This window comes from Methylosinus sp. is20ea, assembly GCF_059718135.1.
Genome location: NZ_AP046088.1, coordinates 1,816,944 through 1,835,580 on the forward strand (window position 1 = coordinate 1,816,944; position 18,637 = coordinate 1,835,580).

Annotated in this window: 15 protein-coding genes; 10 read left to right on the forward strand and 5 right to left on the reverse strand. The window is 60.9% G+C overall.

All coding sequences use genetic code 11. The annotated features are described in order from the left end of the window. Window positions 1–88: 88 nt before the first annotated feature. Entirely contained in the window at window positions 89–2,026 is a 1,938-nt protein-coding gene (locus AC6IY7_RS08290) for a DNA phosphorothioation-associated putative methyltransferase (protein WP_497782578.1), read from the forward strand. Window positions 2,027–2,049: 23 nt separating this feature from the next. Here AC6IY7_RS08290 and AC6IY7_RS08295 read toward each other — a convergent pair whose 3' ends face one another. The 3 genes from AC6IY7_RS08295 to AC6IY7_RS08305 all read right to left on the reverse strand — a co-directional run bounded on the left by AC6IY7_RS08295 (window position 2,050) and on the right by AC6IY7_RS08305 (window position 4,537). Then, complete coding sequence (locus AC6IY7_RS08295) at window positions 2,050–3,159, reverse strand: class I SAM-dependent methyltransferase (protein ID WP_497782579.1); 1,110 nt, start codon at window positions 3,157–3,159, stop codon at window positions 2,050–2,052. 357 nt (window positions 3,160–3,516) lie between these two features. After that, a complete protein-coding gene (locus tag AC6IY7_RS08300) occupies window positions 3,517–3,795 on the reverse strand; it encodes a hypothetical protein (RefSeq protein ID WP_497782580.1) in 279 nt (92 codons plus the stop codon). A 58-nt stretch (window positions 3,796–3,853) separates the two neighbouring features. After that, window positions 3,854–4,537, reverse strand: coding sequence for a nucleotide-binding protein (locus AC6IY7_RS08305; protein ID WP_497782581.1), 684 nt, complete (start codon window positions 4,535–4,537; stop codon window positions 3,854–3,856). Window positions 4,538–5,085: 548 nt separating this feature from the next. Here AC6IY7_RS08305 and AC6IY7_RS08310 point away from each other — a divergent pair. After that, window positions 5,086–6,271, forward strand: a protein-coding gene (locus AC6IY7_RS08310; RefSeq protein WP_497782582.1) for an IS3 family transposase whose coding sequence is annotated in 2 segments (ribosomal slippage) — window positions 5,086–5,351 and window positions 5,350–6,271 — 1,188 coding nt in all. Because the reading frame shifts where the segments join, the coding sequence is not laid out codon by codon here. A gap of 108 nt (window positions 6,272–6,379) precedes the next feature. On the opposite strand, the gene AC6IY7_RS08315 is transcribed toward AC6IY7_RS08310, so the two are convergent. Together AC6IY7_RS08315 and AC6IY7_RS08320 are read right to left on the reverse strand one after the other, a co-directional pair. Continuing rightward, window positions 6,380–6,670, reverse strand: a complete 291-nt coding sequence (locus AC6IY7_RS08315) for a hypothetical protein (RefSeq protein WP_497782583.1) — start codon at window positions 6,668–6,670, stop codon at window positions 6,380–6,382. Window positions 6,671–6,842: 172 nt separating this feature from the next. Next, window positions 6,843–7,409: a recombinase family protein gene (locus AC6IY7_RS08320; RefSeq protein WP_497782584.1), complete on the reverse strand. Its 567-nt coding sequence runs from the start codon at window positions 7,407–7,409 to the stop codon at window positions 6,843–6,845. 256 nt (window positions 7,410–7,665) lie between these two features. Between AC6IY7_RS08320 and AC6IY7_RS08325 the strand changes: the two genes are divergently transcribed. From AC6IY7_RS08325 to AC6IY7_RS08360, 8 genes are all read left to right on the forward strand, one after another. Next, window positions 7,666–8,004 (forward strand): hypothetical protein, encoded by a 339-nt coding sequence (locus AC6IY7_RS08325; protein WP_497782585.1) that lies wholly within the window; start codon window positions 7,666–7,668, stop codon window positions 8,002–8,004. 98 nt (window positions 8,005–8,102) lie between these two features. Continuing rightward, complete coding sequence (locus AC6IY7_RS08330) at window positions 8,103–9,164, forward strand: hypothetical protein (protein WP_497782586.1); 1,062 nt, start codon at window positions 8,103–8,105, stop codon at window positions 9,162–9,164. Window positions 9,165–9,377: 213 nt separating this feature from the next. Next, on the forward strand, window positions 9,378–11,447 hold the full coding sequence (locus AC6IY7_RS08335; RefSeq protein ID WP_497782587.1) for a TonB-dependent receptor: 2,070 nt from the start codon (window positions 9,378–9,380) through the stop codon (window positions 11,445–11,447). 14 nt (window positions 11,448–11,461) lie between these two features. Beyond that, window positions 11,462–12,493 carry an ABC transporter substrate-binding protein gene (locus AC6IY7_RS08340; RefSeq protein WP_497782588.1) on the forward strand — a complete coding sequence of 344 codons (1,032 nt, stop codon included), beginning with the start codon at window positions 11,462–11,464 and terminating at the stop codon, window positions 12,491–12,493. A gap of 19 nt (window positions 12,494–12,512) precedes the next feature. Continuing rightward, window positions 12,513–13,604 carry a FecCD family ABC transporter permease gene (locus AC6IY7_RS08345; RefSeq protein WP_497782589.1) on the forward strand — a complete coding sequence of 364 codons (1,092 nt, stop codon included), beginning with the start codon at window positions 12,513–12,515 and terminating at the stop codon, window positions 13,602–13,604. Window positions 13,605–14,096: 492 nt separating this feature from the next. Beyond that, entirely contained in the window at window positions 14,097–14,279 is a 183-nt protein-coding gene (locus AC6IY7_RS08350) for a hypothetical protein (protein WP_497782590.1), read from the forward strand. A 629-nt stretch (window positions 14,280–14,908) separates the two neighbouring features. Continuing rightward, window positions 14,909–16,099, forward strand: coding sequence for a nitrogenase component 1 (locus AC6IY7_RS08355; RefSeq protein ID WP_497782591.1), 1,191 nt, complete (start codon window positions 14,909–14,911; stop codon window positions 16,097–16,099). Window positions 16,100–16,306: 207 nt separating this feature from the next. Then, a complete protein-coding gene (locus AC6IY7_RS08360; protein ID WP_497782592.1) occupies window positions 16,307–18,484 on the forward strand; it encodes a TonB-dependent receptor in 2,178 nt (725 codons plus the stop codon). Window positions 18,485–18,637: the final 153 nt, after the last annotated feature.

Here is an 18,637-nt window from a genome sequence, read left to right on the forward strand (position 1 = left end):
AGGACCAGCAAAGGCGTCGACCGTTGGCGCGGAATCTGGGCGATGACACGCCTCGGTCTGGCGCATGAGGGCAAGCGAGAGTTAGCTGATGGCTGACGGAGTTGGCAAGCGCGTCAGAGCGTCCATCTACGTGCACAGGAGCGCGGTCGGGCTTCTGTCGCGAAAACACGCGAATGGGTTCGCGCAGGCCGAGGCATCTGTAGGCGACGCCGACTGGAACGTAGTCAAGGTGGCCAATGACGCGGTCTCGTTCCTGCTCTATGAGCCGTTCGACACTATTGCGTTCCCTGCGCTCATCGCTTCAGTGAAGGTCGACCTCGGCTCAGGCGCCGTAACGCGAACCGATTATAGTGGGCGCGCCAATCCCCCGATCCTGCATCGCAAGGAACTGCTGCTGCCGCCTGACGACCCAGATCTACCCCGTTTCCGCGCGCTGACGGCCGCGGCCGAGGAGCACGGGCTGTTCCGCGACGCGCACAGGATCGGCACCCGCAAGGCCTGGGAGGCCAGGATCGCCGAGGCGGGCCTCGTCCTGCGTGGCCATAGGCTTCTGGCCGCAGGCGAGGAGCACATCGACATCTCGCGCCACCGGACCGCGATCGTGCGCGGCGATCTGTCGCAGCCGATGCAGGTCATGCTTCGGCTCGGGGTGGTCGCAACGGACCGCTCGGTTTTCGATTACGGCTGCGGCCAGGGCGAGGACGTCGCGGCGCTAACTGCCAAGGGTTATGAGGCGTTCGGCTGGGATCCGCACCACGCCGTCGAGGGGCAACGCCGTCCGGCGGATGTCGTGAATCTGGGCTTCGTCCTCAATGTGATCGAGGACCAGAGAGAGCGGGTCGAGACGCTCAGGGCGGCGTGGGGATTCGCGAAGAAGGCGCTATGCATCGCGGTTATGGTGCAGGGCCGGGCCGTAACGACGGGGCAGAAGCCGCATCGGGACGGCTTTCTCACCTCCCGTGGCACGTTCCAGAAGTACTTCACCCAGCAGGAGCTTCGCGACTTTGTCGGGTCGGCGATCGGCCAGCAACCGCTCAGCGTGGCTCAGGGCATCGTCGCCGTGTTCAAGGACAAGGACTTGGAGCAGGAGGTGCTGCTGCGGCATCGGTCGCGCGCGTTCCTCGCCCGCGCCATTCCGCGTCCGCCGAGGCGCGAGCGGATTTTTGTCGCCCGCGCCGGGCTGCGCGAGCGCCTGGCTCCGGTGCTCGAATCCCTCCGGGAACTGGCGGTGTCATTGGGTCGCCTGCCGGAACCGGATGAGGCGCCGCCCGAGGCGAACGCCAACTTGGCCGATCTCCGCGTCTCTTGGCCGCACGCATTGGACGCCCTGCGCGAAGATTTGGAGGCGGACGAGGAGTTCGTCGCCGCCGCCAGGATTCGCCGCGAAGACCTGCTCGTCCACTTCGCCCTGATGCAGTTCCCCGGTTCGCCGAAATACCGAAGTCTGCCGCAATCAATCCAGGTGGACATCAAGTCCTTCTTCGGAGCGAACGCCGCCGCGCAGGAAGAGGCTCGCCGTTTGCTCTTCGCGGCGGGCGACCGGGCGGGAGTGCGCTCGGACGTAGAAGCGGCGGTAGCCGCCGGCTTAGGCGGGATACGCCGCGAGCGAAACTTTCGCTTCTTGGCGTCCGCTCTTGCACGCCTGCCGGCCCGGCTGAGGGTGCTCGTCGGCTGCGCTGAGGTCCTCCAAGGCGGATTGGACGCGTGCGATTTCGTTGACGTCGATCTTGAGGTACCGCGTATCACCATGACCGTCTGCGACGACATCGAGCGGCCCGTGCCCTTCGTCGCCGAGCGCGTCAGGGTCGATCTCGGTCGGTTGAAGGTGTCGGTCGATCGACGCGATCCAGAGACGACGCCGGTCTATTTCAAGTCGCGATACCTCCCCTATGATCATCCAGGCCGGGACAGGCAAAAGAGGGTCGAGGCGGCGATGGCGGAGACGAAACTTTTCGGCGACGACGCCCGTGAGCCGGAATGGTCGAGTGTGAGGCCCCTGTTGGTTGGGATCGTCGAAGGCCTGTGAATCCTCGCTTGATGCCATCGTCGTTACCCCGTCTTCCGGACGATGACGTTGTTCCATTCGGCCTCGTTGGTGCCTTGCAGCTTCGATCTTGACCGCCAGGCATCCTCCACGACGAGGCCGTGGTCCCTGGCGAGCCGTCCGAGCGCATCGGCTGACATATCATGGAATAGCAGTCCATCGGCGGCCTTGCGGACGCGGGCGCCATCCTTGAAGCTCATGTACAGATAGCCGTCGCGCTTGAGGGCGTGGGACAGGCGCTCCATAGCGGCGTCGAGAAGTTTCTCGTCGAGGTGGACGAGGGACGCACAGGCCCAGATGCCGTCGTAGCAGGCGGCCTCCTCGACCTGCTCGGCACCGCACTGCACAACTTCGAGCCCCGAAATTCCGCGCAAATATGCGGCTAGTTTCGTGGACGGTTCGAGGGCTACGACGGAATATCCGCGCGACAAGAACGACTTTGAGTCGCGCCCAGAGCCGGCGCCAACGTCGAGGACGCGTGCATTGGCCGGCAGCCGGTTTGCGAAACGATCCAGCACGTCGGTCATGTCGAGATTTTCGGTCTTGGCCACGTACTCGCTCCACTTCTCGTCGTAGTAGGCGAGTGTCGTGTCGCGTTCATCCTTCCTGCGGCGCCAGATGCTAAACCCCGCCCAAGCCCCCAAGCCCAGGATCGTGAGCAGCAGCGGGAAAAGGCTGCTCCACGCCCAGCCGAACAGGAAAAATGGCGCGGACCATGCGGCGATAACGATGGTTCCCATCATGAACGCGTAGCCGAAAGCAATTGAGAAGCCGCCGAGCCATGGCAGCATCGACCTCGTAGGCCGACCGCCCTTCATCCCGAAGTCCGCGCTGAAAAGTCCCGCCTTCTCGATGTAGGATTCGATAACGTCGCGAAGTCGAATGCACGTAACTGCTACGAAAGCGTTCAAGACCGCGATGAGAGCCAGGAGGCCGACGGTTTCGGGCTGCTCCATCTTGAATACCGAAAGTGCCGTTAACAGGGCGCCGGTAAGGGTAGCCGACATGATCGGCTTCTTGTGCATTTCCTGCACAAGCGTGCGCAGTTGCGCGCAGTTCTGCTCGAAAACCGCCTTGTCCTTATCGAACGTGAGTCTCTTGTCTTCGTCAGCCATTAGAATCGCTCCGTTCACAAGCTTCCCGGGCGTTTGGACGCACGGCAAGCGACTATTTCATTCCGGCGGCTTATTTTGGCGGGACGCTTCCCGCTTGCTGTTTTGTGAAGCCGGGTACCGGGCTGCCCCTATCAGGCCAGGACCTTTGAGTTTGAGCAAGTGTTCGTTCGACGGGAACGCTTTCACTTAGCGCTTTTCGAGAGCAGCGTTCAGAAGCCAAAACGGCTTACGGGCCTTCCGCCGCCTGGAGCCCACGGCGGACGTTTACCGCCGAAGTTCAAAAACGGAGACGCTACAGATTTTTGATGTCATGTCGTCGCGACGTCATGACATCGAGGCATTGCGCCGAAGGGTTGCTCAATCAAAGTCGGTCTCCGTCGAGGGTAGGCGCCGTTTCCGCTTTCCCGCGCCGACGCGTTGGAGATATTCGGGAAACCATGGCGCCAGTTCAACCATTTTGCGTCTGCCCTGCCTCACCAGCAACTCATCGAGCGCCGTCATTATCAAGGCGTTGATCGACAGCCCTTTGATTTCGGCGATAGCCTCGAGTTCCGAAGCAACGCCTTCCGGCAGTCGAACAGTCCAACGTCGGAGTTGATCACGCGGCGTGGCGCCGCCAGCGTCGGCGTTCGACAAGATTCGCTCCAACGAGGAGGATGGCGGGAGGGAGTGCCCCAGGGACACGAACTTACGGTCATCCATCGGCGCGCTCCGCCAGCTGAAGAAACGCATCGTAGGCGGACCACACCTCCTCGGCGGCGAGCCGAGCGCCCTGCCCAGAATATTCTAACACCGAAAGACCTCGCGCCATCGCGTCTGGATGGGCGACGCGATCGGTGATGGCCGCATCGAGAACAGCGCCGGAAGCGCCATAGGCTTCCCGATAGTGGGCGGCGCGCTGAGTCGTCGCGGAATTCAGCCGGGTCATAAGAACGCTGTGAGGAATACGAAGATCCCTGAGGGCTCGCCGTATCGACAGTGACCCCCGTAGGTCGAGCACAGTCGGTTGCGCTGGGACAATGGCGAAATCGACGCGTCGCAACAGGTCCGTGACATCGGCTCCATCCCGGCCGGGCAGGTCGACGACGATCAGCGAGTAGCCTTTGCGTGACGCCCAGTCGAACGCTCGGTCGAATATACCCACCTCCACGGTTCTTGCGACGGGCGGCGCTCCATTTCGTAGGTCACTCCACGCAACAGCGGAGCGCTGGGAGACGTCGCAGTCGAAGATGATGACTTTCTGTCCAGATTGCTGGGCCGCGACGGCGAAATTTACGGCGGTCGTGGTTTTTCCGCAGCCGCCCTTCATGTTGGCGAACGCAACGACGAAGGGCAGCGTAGGGGTTTGGGAAATAGAGAGCGTGGGTTTTTTCGGCATGCTCGGACTCCGGTTCGAGATAAGCCGGTCGGCATGCATCGGGGGATTCGTCCGCGGAGCCATTGATGGCGACCGCGAAAAAATGTAATCCTGCGCGCAGCCTCACCGGTCGCGCGCCGGTTGGAAGCCCGCAAATCCGGGGATTTTGACGAAATCGGCGGAGTGTCCCGCCCCCTCCGCCAGTCAAACCACGCTCTGATAGTCATTGTAAAATCAATTGTTTAGGTGGTGGCGTTAAGGCCGCTATCCCCCAACTCTCCCCCAGAGCTATACCCCAAAATGGCCGCCACATGGCCCGCGCCGAGTCAGAGGACGATCTTGGGGCCGCTTATTGCCGCGCTCCGCAGAAAGTTGCGTATGTTGCCCGCTCATTCTGGGGCCGCGTCTCTTTCCGCCTGTTCGGCCGTCTCTGAGGACACCTGAACGGGCGCGCCGCTTTCCAATGCCTTCATCACTTCTTCCATGTGCTTCGGCGCAAGGTGGGTGACGTGCCCCTGAAAAATCCCACCAGCATCGATTAGAGTCCGACCGATTGCAGGACGGACACGATGAAGAAGAAACGGTTCACGGAAGAGCAGATCATCGGGATTTTGCGGGAGCAGGAAGCCGGCGCGAAGGCGGCGGACCTCGCTCGCAAATACGCGGTTTCGGAGACGACGCTCTACAATTGGAAGGCCAAATTCGGCGGGATGGACGTTTCCGAGGCCAAGCGGCTGAAGGCGCTGGAGGAGGAAAATGCCCGTCTGAAGAAACTCTTGGCCGATCAGATGCTCGACGCGGCGGCGCTTCGGGAGCTCTTGTCAAAAAAATGGTAGGGCCCGGCTCGAGCGCGAAGCCGTCGCGCACCTTCGGGCCGTCATGGGCCTGTCGGAACGTCGGGCCTGCCGGATTGTCGCCATCGATCGCAAGACGGCGCGCTACACGTCGACGCGCCCGGCCGACGCCGAGCTTCGAGCCGAGCTGCGCGATCTCGCCAACGCGCGTCGGCGCTTCGGCTACCGGCGACTGTTCGTCTTGCTCCGGCAGCAGGGCGAGCGTTCGGGCAAGAACCGCATCTATCGGCTCTACCGCGAGGAAGGGCTGACGGTGAGGAAGCGCCGCGCGCGCCGCCGCGCCGTGGGAACACGGGCGCCGATTCTCGTCGAGGCGAAGCCGAATGCCCGATGGTCTCTCGACTTCGTGCACGACCAGTTCGCCAGCGGCCGACGATTCCGCATCCTCAACATCGTCGACGACGTAACGCGCGAATGCCTGGCGGCGATCCCGGACACGTCGATCTCCGGCAAGCGGGTGGCGCGTGAGCTGTCCGCGCTGATCGAAAGGCGCGGCAAGCCCGGCATGATCGTTTCCGACAATGGGACGGAGTTCACCTCGAACGCCGTCCTGTCCTGGTCGGAGGAGAACAAGGTGGAGTGGCATTTCATCATGCCGGGTAAACCGATGCAGAACGGCTTCTGTGAGAGCTTCAACGGCCGCATGCGGGACGAGCTGCTCAACGAGACGCTGTTCTTCGGCCTCGACCACGCGAGAGAGAAGATCCGCTCTTGGATTCACGATTATAACCACCGGCGCCCGCACTCTTCCCTCGGCTATGCGACACCGGCGGACTATGCGGCCGCGCTCACCGCAACAGGCGATCGGCTGCGCAACCCGGACCAGCTCCGCCGATCGCCTGTTGCTCACCCTACGCCCGCGGGCGTATCTACCGCCGGGACTCAACTCGCCGCTGGATGAAACTTCGGGGGCACGTCATGGCGCACAAAGATTCATGGGACTCCCGCGCGAACGCTCGGAACAGAACGTCCGGCGTTCGGCGCCAATCAGCTATTGCGCCCCGTTCCCTCAGTCAGGGTCGATAATGGTCTCATGCTCCGTCAGCACGCCCAATTCGTGGGCATACCATTCGAGTCCGTCGATATCTTTCCAGCCATTCTTGACGATATTCGATTCGACTAGCAGGAAACATCCTAGCTGATCTCCCCGGTAATTGCGCACAACCGACATGCGCGCATACGGTCTCAGCTTTCGATTGATGCGCGCGAGGGCCGCGCGGAGCGGTACCGGCACGCGCTTTTTCGGCGCGACTTGGCGGGAGAGGTGTTCAAGCAGGAGAGAGTTGTCGCTATCACGCATGGCAAAGGGTTCCCTTGTTTGGGTTGTTCCACTTTGCGTTGATCGATCCGCTGGCCCGCTGGTGGTTGAAGGCGGGGGAGCGTGCGCATTGGATGCGCGACACTCGATTGCTATGCGCATCTGTGCCGCGCGTCAACCTGATCTTTGCTGGCGCGGCTCGCGCCCCGCCATTTCAGTTCGCCACGCTCTCCGGCTCAGCGGCGCCCAAAGCTTTGTAAATGGCGCCGCGCGAGCACCCAAGTTCGCGAGCAATCTCGGTCACGCCCTTTCCGGCCGCTCTCAGTTCCAAAATCTTCCCGTGGTCAAGTGTGACGGGCCGGCCCTTGTAAACGCCCGCCGCCTTCGCAGCGTCAATGCCTGCACGCTGACGCTCTTTGATGAATCCGAGTTCCATTTCCGCCACCATTCCGAGGACGGTGAGAACCATTTTCCCCATTGGCCCCGCGGTATCGATGGCAGGCTCGAGGACTCGCAATGCCGCGCCCTTTTGCTCGAGTTCATGCACGATGTTGAGAACGTCGCGCGTCGAGCGGCCGAGTCTGTCCAACTTGGCGACGACGAGAGAGTCGCCGGGGCGGAGGAACTCAAGCAACGTGTCCAGTTCCTCGCGACCGTCGCGCGACCGCCCAGAAATCTTCTCGGCGCGGACAACGTCGCATCCGGCGGCTCTCAGCTTCTCAATTTGTGTGTCGTGGCGTTGATCCGTGGTCGAAACACGCGCGTATCCGTAGGCGGCCATTTGTTCCTCGAAGTGCTTACCATGGGTTTTGACCCTCCTTCGATAGTGTTCATAAAATACGGAGTCAACCCATAGCGAACAAGTTTTCGAGGTCGAGTGAACGTCTACTCCGGGCATACCCGAAGTGAACAGTCCATAAGCGACTGGGAAATCGAGGATTTTTTCGCCCCTGTGGCGACAGGGCTCGCTTTCTGAGTTACATCCTCCGAGTGTGCTGAGCCTAATTCACAGCCGCACGTTTCACATTGGAGATATCATGATCCGAGCTTCGATCGCAGTTCTATCTGTGCTTGCCGCCACTGCGGCAACAGCGGCGGACGATCCGAATAACAAGGAACTCGCGTGGTGGCGCCTGGTCAATCAGGTCATGGACGATCCAATGTCAGTCCATTTCGAAAGCTGCATACTCGAAACGGGCTGTTACATCTCGGCCAACGATCGAAAAACCATACAGTTATCTAGCTCCGCTGCCCCGGTCTATTTTAGATATCCGATCGAGCTCGGGTACTATTGCGGTCGTCGAGAGAGAAAATCGCCCGTAGATTGGGCAAACCATTTGATTAAAATGTACAAATTGACGAAACAAGATGCTTGAAGGACCGTGCAAACGATATGTAATATCTCAATATAGCGTCGTTCGGCGGTCTGAGCGCGCCCGGCGCGGATGTCATTCTCTCCCCGAAGGGGCATGCGATGGAGCGAGCGCGTTTCGATGATCTTGCCGCCGGCAAGTCGGCATTGGAAGCCGATGTGAAAATCGTTTCGACGATTCCCGATTGGAACGCCTCGACTCAGCTTCGGATCAATTCCGGCGTCGAAATCGCGGAGCCAGCCAAGTGGAGTGCGCTCGTCGATACATTTCGCCGCAAGGACGAACTCGTCGAGCAGGAGCGCCGTGCGGGACGACGTCCGCGCGGCTTCGTGACCGCAGCGCGGGCGGTCGGCGGTCGATATCCGCTGAAAGGCGATTGGCGAGCCCCCGAAGAAAGTGAGCTGCGACGCCTCTTGGGGGTGACGGGTGAGACGGACCTGCATTCGACGATCCAGCTCTTCCAAGCCCCGCCCGACGTCATCGATCTGGCGGCTCGACTGAGCGAACTGCATTTGCTCGAAGGTCGATACGAATTCGATGATGGGCTGATGGATATCGGCGCGGAGAGCCTCGGCGATTTGATCGCCATGTTCGACCGCTGGTTGGCGGAAAACATCCTGACTCACGAAGGCTGGGCGATGTTCAACATTCGCGCGGGACTACCCGGTCGCACCTTCGCATCCGGATGGCTCGGGCTGCACATCGATCTTTATGGCCCGATCGTCGGCGATCAGCTCCGGCAGACCTATAATGGTTCTCGTATCGTGCTCAATCTCGGCGATGAGACACGCCATATCGTGTTCATCAATCTCCGCCTCGCGACGATGATCCAGCGGCGTCCGGAGCTTCTGACTCTTCCCCGATTTCACGGCGCCCTTTCCGCCGCGATGACGGAGCGAGGCGCCCAGGGAATGATCGCGAACGCCTTCATGGAGGCCTATTCCGACTATCCCGTCGTTCGGCTCACCATCGAGCCGGGCCAAGGCTATATCGCTCCGACGCCCGCCTTTCCGCACGACGGCTATCTCTCGGGCAAGCGCGGCTTCGATCTGATCCTTCTCGCCTCGCACAAAGGCGACCAGGACGGCGCCCGATGGCGCCCACCGGACTACCTCGCGTCCTGGAAAACGCTCTGCGCCGAGGCCGCGCGCATGGCGCATTGAATTCTCCCTGCCAGAGGCCGAACGACCTCGGCAGACACTCCCCTTCGCGCCAGAAAGTAGAATCCGATGTTCGACAAGCCGCCTACCGCCGCCAAACGGCGCCCCATCTCGTTTCTCATCGTCTGTGGCGCCCTGTCGGCGTCGACGGGGCCGGGCCATGGCGAAGAGCCCACGAGCCTTCCGGAAATCGACGTCGGCTCTCAGCCGGCGCCGATGGTCCCCCCTCGAGACGCAGCGCCGACGCAGCAGGGCTCGGCCGCCGACGGCTATAAGGTCCGACAAATCGAGTTCGGCCCGCTCGGACAAAAACAGATGTTGGACACGCCCTATTCGATCGGCGTCGTCTCTTCCGATCTCATCCGCAACGTCCAGGTGACGAGCTTTTCCAATATCGTGAAATATCTGCCGTCGGCGCAAATGATGGAGTTCGGCGGCGGCGTCGGAACCGGCCGCCCGCAGACGCGCGGCTTCCAAAGCAGCGTCACGGCGAATTTGCGCATCGATGGAATGAATGCGGCGAATTCCGCGCTTCCGATGGAGGAGTTCGAACGGATGGAGGTGCTCAACGGATTGTCGGGGTCGCTCTATGGCGCCGCCAATCCGTCGGGAACGTTCAATTTCGTCCAGAAGCGTCCGACCGCCGCGCCGCTCTATGAATTCACCGGGAATTATCACAGCAACGGGATCGGCTATGGGATTTGGGACGTCAGCAATTCGCTGCCCGACACCGGCCTCGCCTATCGCGTCACGGCGCTCTATCAGAACGGCGAGGGTTATGTCGGCGGCAGCCGATTTCGACGCGACTTCGAAAGCGTCGCGCTCGATTGGAGCGGTCTCGACGACACTGTGGTCGAAGCCAATCTGACCCATGCCGACGCCAATCAGCGCGGATATCCCGGGGTTTTCGCCTATGGCCAGACCACGCTCGGCCAATCGAAAGTGACAATTCCCGGCGCGCTCGACCCGACCAAGGTCGGCTATGGACAAAATTTTTCCGTCGCCGACGTCGAAACCGATACGGTCAGCATCCGCCTCAAGCACAAGTTCAATCAGGATTGGTCTCTCGTCGTCGGCGGGCTCTATCAGCTGTCTTCGCGATGGCCTCTCGCCATCACCAACACGTTGACGAACAACCTCGGCGCCTATACGACCGTGATGGCCGTTCCGCAAAACACCACGCTCAAGACGACCAGCAATATCGCTTATCTGAATGGCCATATCGACACATTCGGCGTCGGGCACGACGTCGTGATCGGCACGAATGGTTTCAAAACGGCCTTCTATTCGCCCTACACGCCGCCCTCCATAACATTGGGGTCGGCGAACATCGCCGCGCCGATCGCCTATTCGTTTCCGAACATCTCGTACAACAAAGCGATCTATAATTCGTCGACGCCCATCGAGCAGAGCCTGATCCTCGGTGATACGATCACATTGAATCGCCAATTGCAGATCATGCTCACGGCGAGCCATGACTGGATCCGCAGCACGAGCCACAACAATGTGGGGCTGATAACGGCGAAATACGAAGACTCGGGCATCAGCCCGACCGCGGGCCTGATCTTCAAGCCGGTCGAATTCGTCACCACCTACGCGACTTACGCGCAGAGTCTCCAGCAAGGCGACCCAGCCCCTGCAACCGCTGCGAACGCCGGCGCCGCTTTGCGGCCTTATCGGAGCCACCAGTGGGAAGTCGGAGCGAAAGCTTCGATATTCGGACTCGATCTGTCCGCCGACTACTTCCACATCAAACGCCCTTTCGCGAATGTCGATTCGGCGACGAACCTCTACCGCGTGATCGGCGACCAAACCAACCAAGGATTCGAGTTCTTGTCCTCGGGACGATTCGCCGAATATTTTTCGATCTTCGGCGGCGTGACTCTCATCGATCCGAAGCTCTCCAGCACGGGGAAACCCTCCACGGAAGGCCGCGACGTCGTCGGCGTGCCGCGGCTCCAAGCCAATATGCTTCTCGAATATGATCTGCCGCAAATTCGCGGCCTCACACTCGGGACCAATATTCACTACACGGGCCGACGCGCAGCGGACGACGCCAATACCGTTTTCATCAATGAATATGCGACCGTCGATATCGGTCTGCGCTACACGGCGAGCCTCGATGGCGTGAAAATGACCTTCCGCTTCGGAGTGAACAATATCGCCGACAAGCGCTATTGGACCTCCGTCCTCCCCGCGAACATCACCGGCGCCGCCTCCGGCTCCTATCAATTGACTCTCGGCGCTCCGCGAGAATTCGCCGCTGCGATGCAGATCAATTTCTGAAGGACCGCGCTCGTATGAAAACGCCTCGATGTCTCGTCATCGCCCTTCTGCTCCTCGCGGTTTCGGCCTCGATCTCGCGCCCGGCCCATGCGCGCGAAATCGTCGACATGGAGGGCAATCGGGTCGAGGTTCCCGAAAAGATCAAGAGCATCTATGGCGCGGGACCGCCGGACCAGTGGCTCATCTATGCGATCGATCCGAAGCTCATTTCGGCGCGGACGTCGTCCTTCCGGCAGGAGGGACTGCGCTATCTCGATCCGGCGTTCCAGAATTTGCCGATCGTCACGGGATTCGTCCGCGGTTCGACCGTCAATATCGAAGCCGTGACGGCTTTGAAGCCCGATGTGGCGCTGCTCTGGAACGAGACCTCGGGCAATGAGAATTTCCGCAAGGCGCTGAGCGCCGCTCATATCCCCGTCCTGCTCACCAAGCACCGGACCTATGAGGATATCGTCGCGGGACTGTTGTTCTTGGGAGCCTTGACCGGCCATGACGAGAGAGCGCGGGAGCTCGCCGATTATGCGCGCCGTTCCTATCGCGACATTGCCGCAATGGTCGAGCGCGTCGCTCCCAAAGATCGGCCGAAGCTCTATCTCGCCGAAAGCGACGACGGGCTCGCGAGCCGCTGCGACAACTCGACTCACGGCGAAATGCTGAAGCTCGCGGGCGCCCATGTTGTCCCCGAATGCCGAGCCGCGAGCGCCTATGTGAATGCGACGCTGAGCTTCGAGGAGCTCGTCGCCTATGACCCGGACGTCATCGTCACCATCAGCTCGGTCTTCCTGCGCGAGAGCGCCGAGAGCCCGAAATGGCGGCAATTGAAAGCGGTTCGCGAGCGACGCGTCTATCTCATCCCGAGCGCGCCCTTCAATTGGGTGACGCGGCCCCCCTCCTTCATGCGAATCCTCGGCGCCAAATGGATCGCGTCTCTTCTCTACCCGGATCGCTACAAGGTCAACATGATCTCGGAGACCCGGACATTCTACCGGCAGTTTCTCGGCGCGGACATCAGCGACGATGATGCGCGCGTGATCTTGGGCAATTAGCGCGATGCGATCGCCATCCGTGGAAGCGACCGCGCCCAATCGACCTCCTGCTCTGAGCCGCCGCCGCGAGACCGCGCGCGCTCGCATCGCCGCCCTTCACGCAGGACTCGTCCTCGTGCTCGCCGGGCTCGTCGTCGCCTCGCTCGGAATGGGTCGGCTCGCCATTCCGATCGGAACCGTCGTCGACATTCTCGAATATCTTCTGTTGCGGCCGACCGCCGATGGAAGCGGCGGAGCCTGGACGCAGTCGCAATGGGTCATCGTCGAATATGTGAGACTTCCGCGCGTTCTCGTCGCAACGATCTCCGGCATGGGCCTCGCGCTCTGCGGCGCGACGTTGCAAGGCCTGTTTCGCAATCCGCTCGTCGGCCCCGAGGTCGCGGGCGTCTCACACGGCGCGGCGTTCGGCGGCGTCATGGCCATCCTATTCGGCCTTTCCGGCTTCGGGGTGGTCATCGGCGCATTCGCAGGGGGCGTCGCTGCGCTCGCGGCATGCTTCGGCCTCGCGCGACTGGCCGACGGCGGAGCGAATGTGAGCTCGCTCATACTTGCCGGAATGATCGTCGGCGCCTTTTTCGGAGCCGCCGTCGGCGTCGGCGAATTCATCGCCGATCCCGACGTTCAATTGCCAACGATCGTGTTTTGGCTGCTCGGAAGCTTCGCCTCCGCCGATTGGAGGAAGTTCTCGACTCTCGTCCTTCCGTGCTTTTTCGGCGGGACGCTGCTTCTTTGCCTCCGCTGGCGAATCAATCTTCTCTCGCTCGGCGACGACGACGCTTCGGCTCTCGGCCTGAAGGTCGGCTTCTTGCGTTGGCTCATCATCGGGACTGTCGCCATGATCATCGCCGCGCAGGTCGCGGTCAGTGGCGGCGTCGGCTGGGTCGGGCTCGTCATTCCCCATCTCGCTCGCATGATATGCGGGCCCGACCACCGGGCGCTGCTGCCCGCCTCCACGCTGCTGGGCGGCATCTATCTCCTGGCGATGGACGACATAGCTCGCACATTGACGCCGCAGGAGATTCCCATTGGCCTTCTCACCGCCTTTGTCGGGACGCCGGTCTTCGCGATCTTGTTTTGCCGCTATCGCGCCAAGGGATGGCGCTCCGGCTAGTGCGCCAAAAGGAAAGCGCCATTCCGCGCTCCTGGTCGCGGACCCGACCGGCATGCGCGCGCGATGCGGCGCGATGAGCCCGACCCAGGCGACGCCGCCGGAGACGGAGACTTGCGCGGCGACCGAAGGGGACCGGATTGCGCCCCAGCGTCAGTGAAAACAGCATCAATAGAGCGATGGCTATCAAGAGAAGGACGGGAACGCAGTCAGCGCTTGGCTTACGAAGCATTGCCGACCCGATCCTCATCATAAGATCCTGCCTGGCCGCTTGGTATGCGGTGTTTATGTAATTACGCTATATTGATTATTTAGCGAGAAAAAGCCGCTTCTTTAAGCGCAGGGGCCTGCGATATGCCGCAATATCGGGCCTGCGCCTCGCTTCGGCGCCTCTTTGGGCAATCGCGTGAAACCCGGGCAAATAGCTGAATCGTAGGGCCACTGCGATTGCAATTCCGCGATCTGGTTCGGAGATCGAGGCAGGGAGCGATCAGGTTGCGTTCGGCGCGATGCAGGCGCTGCGTCGATATCGAATACCGTCCGACACCCGTCGCCTTCACCTGGATCGGCTTCGGCGAAGGGGACGTAGTCTCGGGCGAAGGGAACGCCGTTCTGCCCGAAGACGGCTCCATCGAGATCGTGTTCGAATACGAGACCGAGAAAGCGGTCGGAGACTGACGCTGGCAAAATTGTTGTCTAACAGTGATTTGCGAACAAGGAATGCGCTCATGTAGAGGAATTTAGTCCGTATTGCGCGGAAACTCGCTCATGATTATCGCAGACGTCCATCGATCTCGAACGCCACACCGGCGGGGCGGCAAACCCTCCAACCTCAAACGTCGAATCGTCCATATATTATGTTACATAACGGACAAAATTTCTATTTATTTACAGACAAATAAAAAGCAATTGACTGCTTTCGACTATTCTGTTGGCTATATGGCGTTGTCCCTTCGATCGAGCGTGCCGTGCCTCGCAACCCGCTGCTTCCGAAACCAGAGAAAAAGCCGATCCGATGGCGCATCGGAACTCTCAAAGGCACGATAGGCGTCCCCTCGATGGCCGCCGCGCCGCCCCTCGCGAAAGTCGAAGAGCTCCGTGAGGCCCTCTACAAAAAAGATCCTCGGGGACGGAAACCAAAACCGCCCGCGAAGGCTCGCCCGACGCGTGATCTTCGCCGAGATTCGGGTCATTTCGAGACCATCGAAACGCGCACGCCGCCGTCCTATCCGAATGCTGGAAAAATCGACTTCTGCTCGGGCGGTCTGCTCGGTCACACGGTCGCGAGTTGGGCGTCTGCGCTGGACATGGTCCCGCTCGATCACTGTCCTGTCGGCTGCGGCGCCTATGGGCAGACCATGCGCTTGACCGCGCCCGGCTATTTCCAAGGGGTCGAGAGCTTCGGCGCGCTTCACGCTTGCACCGATCTTCGAAGCGAAGATATAGGCGACGCCGGCGACCGGCGCCTTGCGCGCGCGATCGACGAAATCGCGGAATTGTTTCCGCTGGCGCGCGGCGCCGTCATCGCGAGCCAGGAGCCCATGCCGGCGCTGGGCGCCAACATCGCTGGAATAGCGAAAGCCAAAATGGCGGAGCAGCGAAAACTGTTTCTGCCGCTCTGCGGCTATCGATCCTGGGCGGTCGAGACAGCGGCGGCGCTACGCTCCGCCGAATTTCTGCATCCGCTCGCGACGAGCAGCAGCAGGCGCGTGGTCCTTCCTTATTCCCGCGAGGCGACGGCCCTCGTCTGGATCGTCGGCAAGCTGCTCATGGAGATCGGCCTCGAGCCCATTAATGAAATGACGCAATCATCCGCGATCGATCTTGCCCGCGTGAGCGATTGCAAATTGGTGATCGGCTTCGCGAGCAAGGTCGATGTGGTTGACGAGCAGTTGCGCGGCGGCTATGCGGATCTGCTGCAGAGATGGTTCGCCACGCCGATCGTCTGGACCTGCTTCGAAAGTCCGTCCACGACGACGGAGTCGTTGCGCGCCATCGCGAAGCGCTTCGATCGTCGTGTCGCGCGTGGCGCCGATGCCGTGATCGCGAAAGGTGAGGCGCTCGTCCAGCAGACGATCGAGCGCTACCGACCTCGGCTCGAGGGGAAGCTGGTCCTGTTCTTTCGGCCGATGACGGAGGCGCAACTCGAGCCCTATCGTCTTCTCGGGCTCCGCATCGGTGACGCATCCGGCTGGACGGGCAAGACCGGAAAGCAGCGCGCCCCGCGCCTGAAATGCGATGGCGACAATCACGATGAGAGAGCCATCGATTCGTACATATCTGAGGCGAAGCCCGATCTCGTGCTTCATTTCGGCAATGGCGAAACGCGAGGCGAATATGAATGGCGCAAGCGTGGTCAGGTGGCGCTTCCCTTCTCGCCTTTCTTCGACCGAAAGGGCAACGCCTTCTGGGGATATGATGGCTTTGCTTGTCTCGCGGCCGCTCTCGACCGCGCGATGAATGCGACTTGGCGGGGGCTTGTCCAGCCGCCTTGGTGACGTTTCTGCGTCGATATTTTCAACCGGGATCGGAACTCCGAAAGTCGCATGTTCGCGGCGCGGGTACGCGCGTCCGTGCGGCTCCCGTCCATGAGTTCCGTGTCACGGATCACGATTCTCAGTCTGGCCGCCGAGCGGCAACCACGGGGGTGCTGAAGGATGAAGACCACGACACTATCTACGATTGGCTTGATCGCTCGCGCGTTAATGGGCGGCGCTTCGGTCGTCGTCGTGGCGGGTTCGCTCGGCCGAGCGAACGCGCAGGAGGCGACGACGCTTCCTCCGATCGATGTCGCCGCCGCGCGCGCCCCCAACGATCACCAACGCTCTGGCGCGGATGGCGGCGCCGCGGCCGGCTATCGCTTCGGCGCGACGTCGACGACTGGCCCTTGGGGCGAAAGGGCGATGCAGGATACGCCTTATTCGGTCTATTCGGTGAGCGCTCCCTATATAGAAAACCGCGTCTTCTCGACGACGGACGAAGTCTTCCGCGTCAATCCGCTCACCCAGCTCAATATGGGGCAGGGGCGCGGCTATGGCTCGGCGATCTTTATTCGCGGCGTCAAGCAGCAGGGCGGCTTCAGCCAGATCGACGGCCTCAACATGTCGGGCGTCAGCGATCTCGTCATGCCTTTGGAGGACAAGGAGCGCGTCGACGTTCTCTCCGGCCTCTCCGGCTTCCTCTATGGGCCTGCGCATGTCGGCGGACTCGTCAATTTCGTCACCAAGCGGCCGACGCCGACGCCTTTCTCGAGCGTCACTTTCGGCAATTACGGCGGCTCGCAACCTTTCGTGCATGTCGATCTCGGCGGCCCGTTCGAGAAGGGAAGCGATTTCGGGTATAGGCTCAACTTGGTGAAGAGCAGTGGCGAAACGGTGGTCGACGATAATTTCGTCGACAGATGGCTCGTCAGCGGCGCGCTCGATTGGCGACCGCTGCAACAGCTGCTGTTTCAGCTCAATTATTCGCATCAGCATATTTACGAGAAAGGCACGCTCGCCGATTGGGGATCGTTCAACGGGACTTTTCCGCATTTCAGCGCGAGCATTCTCGACCCTGCGAAAAATTACGGCCAGCCGTGGACGTTCAACAAGAACGATATGGACGTGCTCGGGGCCAATGTTACCTATGACGTGACGCGTAACATTAAATTCCGCGCCGCCTATCAATATGTCGATATAGAGAGCGAGAACCTCTACGCTGGCGACAATATCGCCTATAGCAACGGCTCGTACTCCTATTCGCTCGCGTCTCTCTACAATGCGCCGCATGTGCAGCGCAATCAGGCATGGTACGCCTTCACTGATTATGACCTCGATCTTCTCTCGATAAAAGCCAAGACGACATTCGGCCTTTATGGATCGAGCTACTCACGACGCCAGCATCAAGACAACACGCTCTTCAAAGGCCTCGGCTCCTTTCCTGTTTCTGCCGATCCCGTCTATGTCGCGCGTCCCACTTTCACCAATGGCGCGCAGCCCTACTTCCGGCAGCAGCAGCTGGACCAGACGAATTGGATCATCGGCGAGGACATAGCCTTCAACGAGCAATGGTCTCTGCTCGCAGGCGCGAGCCTCGCCAACATCAAGGCGACGAATTTCAATACCAATGGAACGGTGTCGAGCTATTTCGACAAGACCCGGCTCACGCCGACCGCCTCATTGATCTATAAGCCGCTGCCTTGGCTGACCGGTTATGGCACCTATATTCAATCGCTCGAAAATGGCGGGACGGCCTCGACCGGCTTCTCCTCATTGCCGGTGACCAACGCCAGCCAGGCGCTCAGCCCGACGACCAGCGAGCAAGCCGAGATCGGCGCGAAAGCCAATGTCTCGCAAATTCTGCTCACCGCCGCTTTGTTCCAGATCGACAAGACCAACACTTATTACAAAGCGAATGGTGGCAGCTACACTTTCACCAATGACGGGCGGCAGCTTCATCGCGGTCTCGAAATGACGGCGACGGGCAAGATATTGGACGATCTGACCGTCACCGGCGGCTTCACGCTTCTCGATGCGAAGATCACCCAGACCAACACATTCTATCTGCTGGGTCAGCCTCCCTCTGGCTCGGCGAAAAACATGGGGAAGCTCTATGTCGAATATCGGCTGCCCTTCGTGCAGGGGCTGACATTGACCGGCGGCTTCAACTATGTCGGCCCGCAGGTCGGCAATGTTTTTGCGCCGACGAATGTGCGCGCGATCGAATGGCTACCCTCTTACGTGACCGGCGACATCGGTCTACGCTATGAGACGCGCATCTTCGATACGGAGACGATCTGGCGCCTCGATGTGACCAATATCGCCAATGCATCCTATTGGCAGCAGACTGAAATGCTCGGTGCGCCGCGCACAGTCGCTTTTTCGGCGACCGCAAAATTCTAAAGGGACGATGGTTGCGAGCCGATCACGCGCGAGCCGGAGGTCATCATAATTTCCGGCTATCCGAAAGACGACGCGGTTCGTGGCTTGCTGGACAATCCGGCGCTACGGTGTCTGCCCGCCGTTCGATCGCGAAGAGTCTAGCGCGAGCCGCAT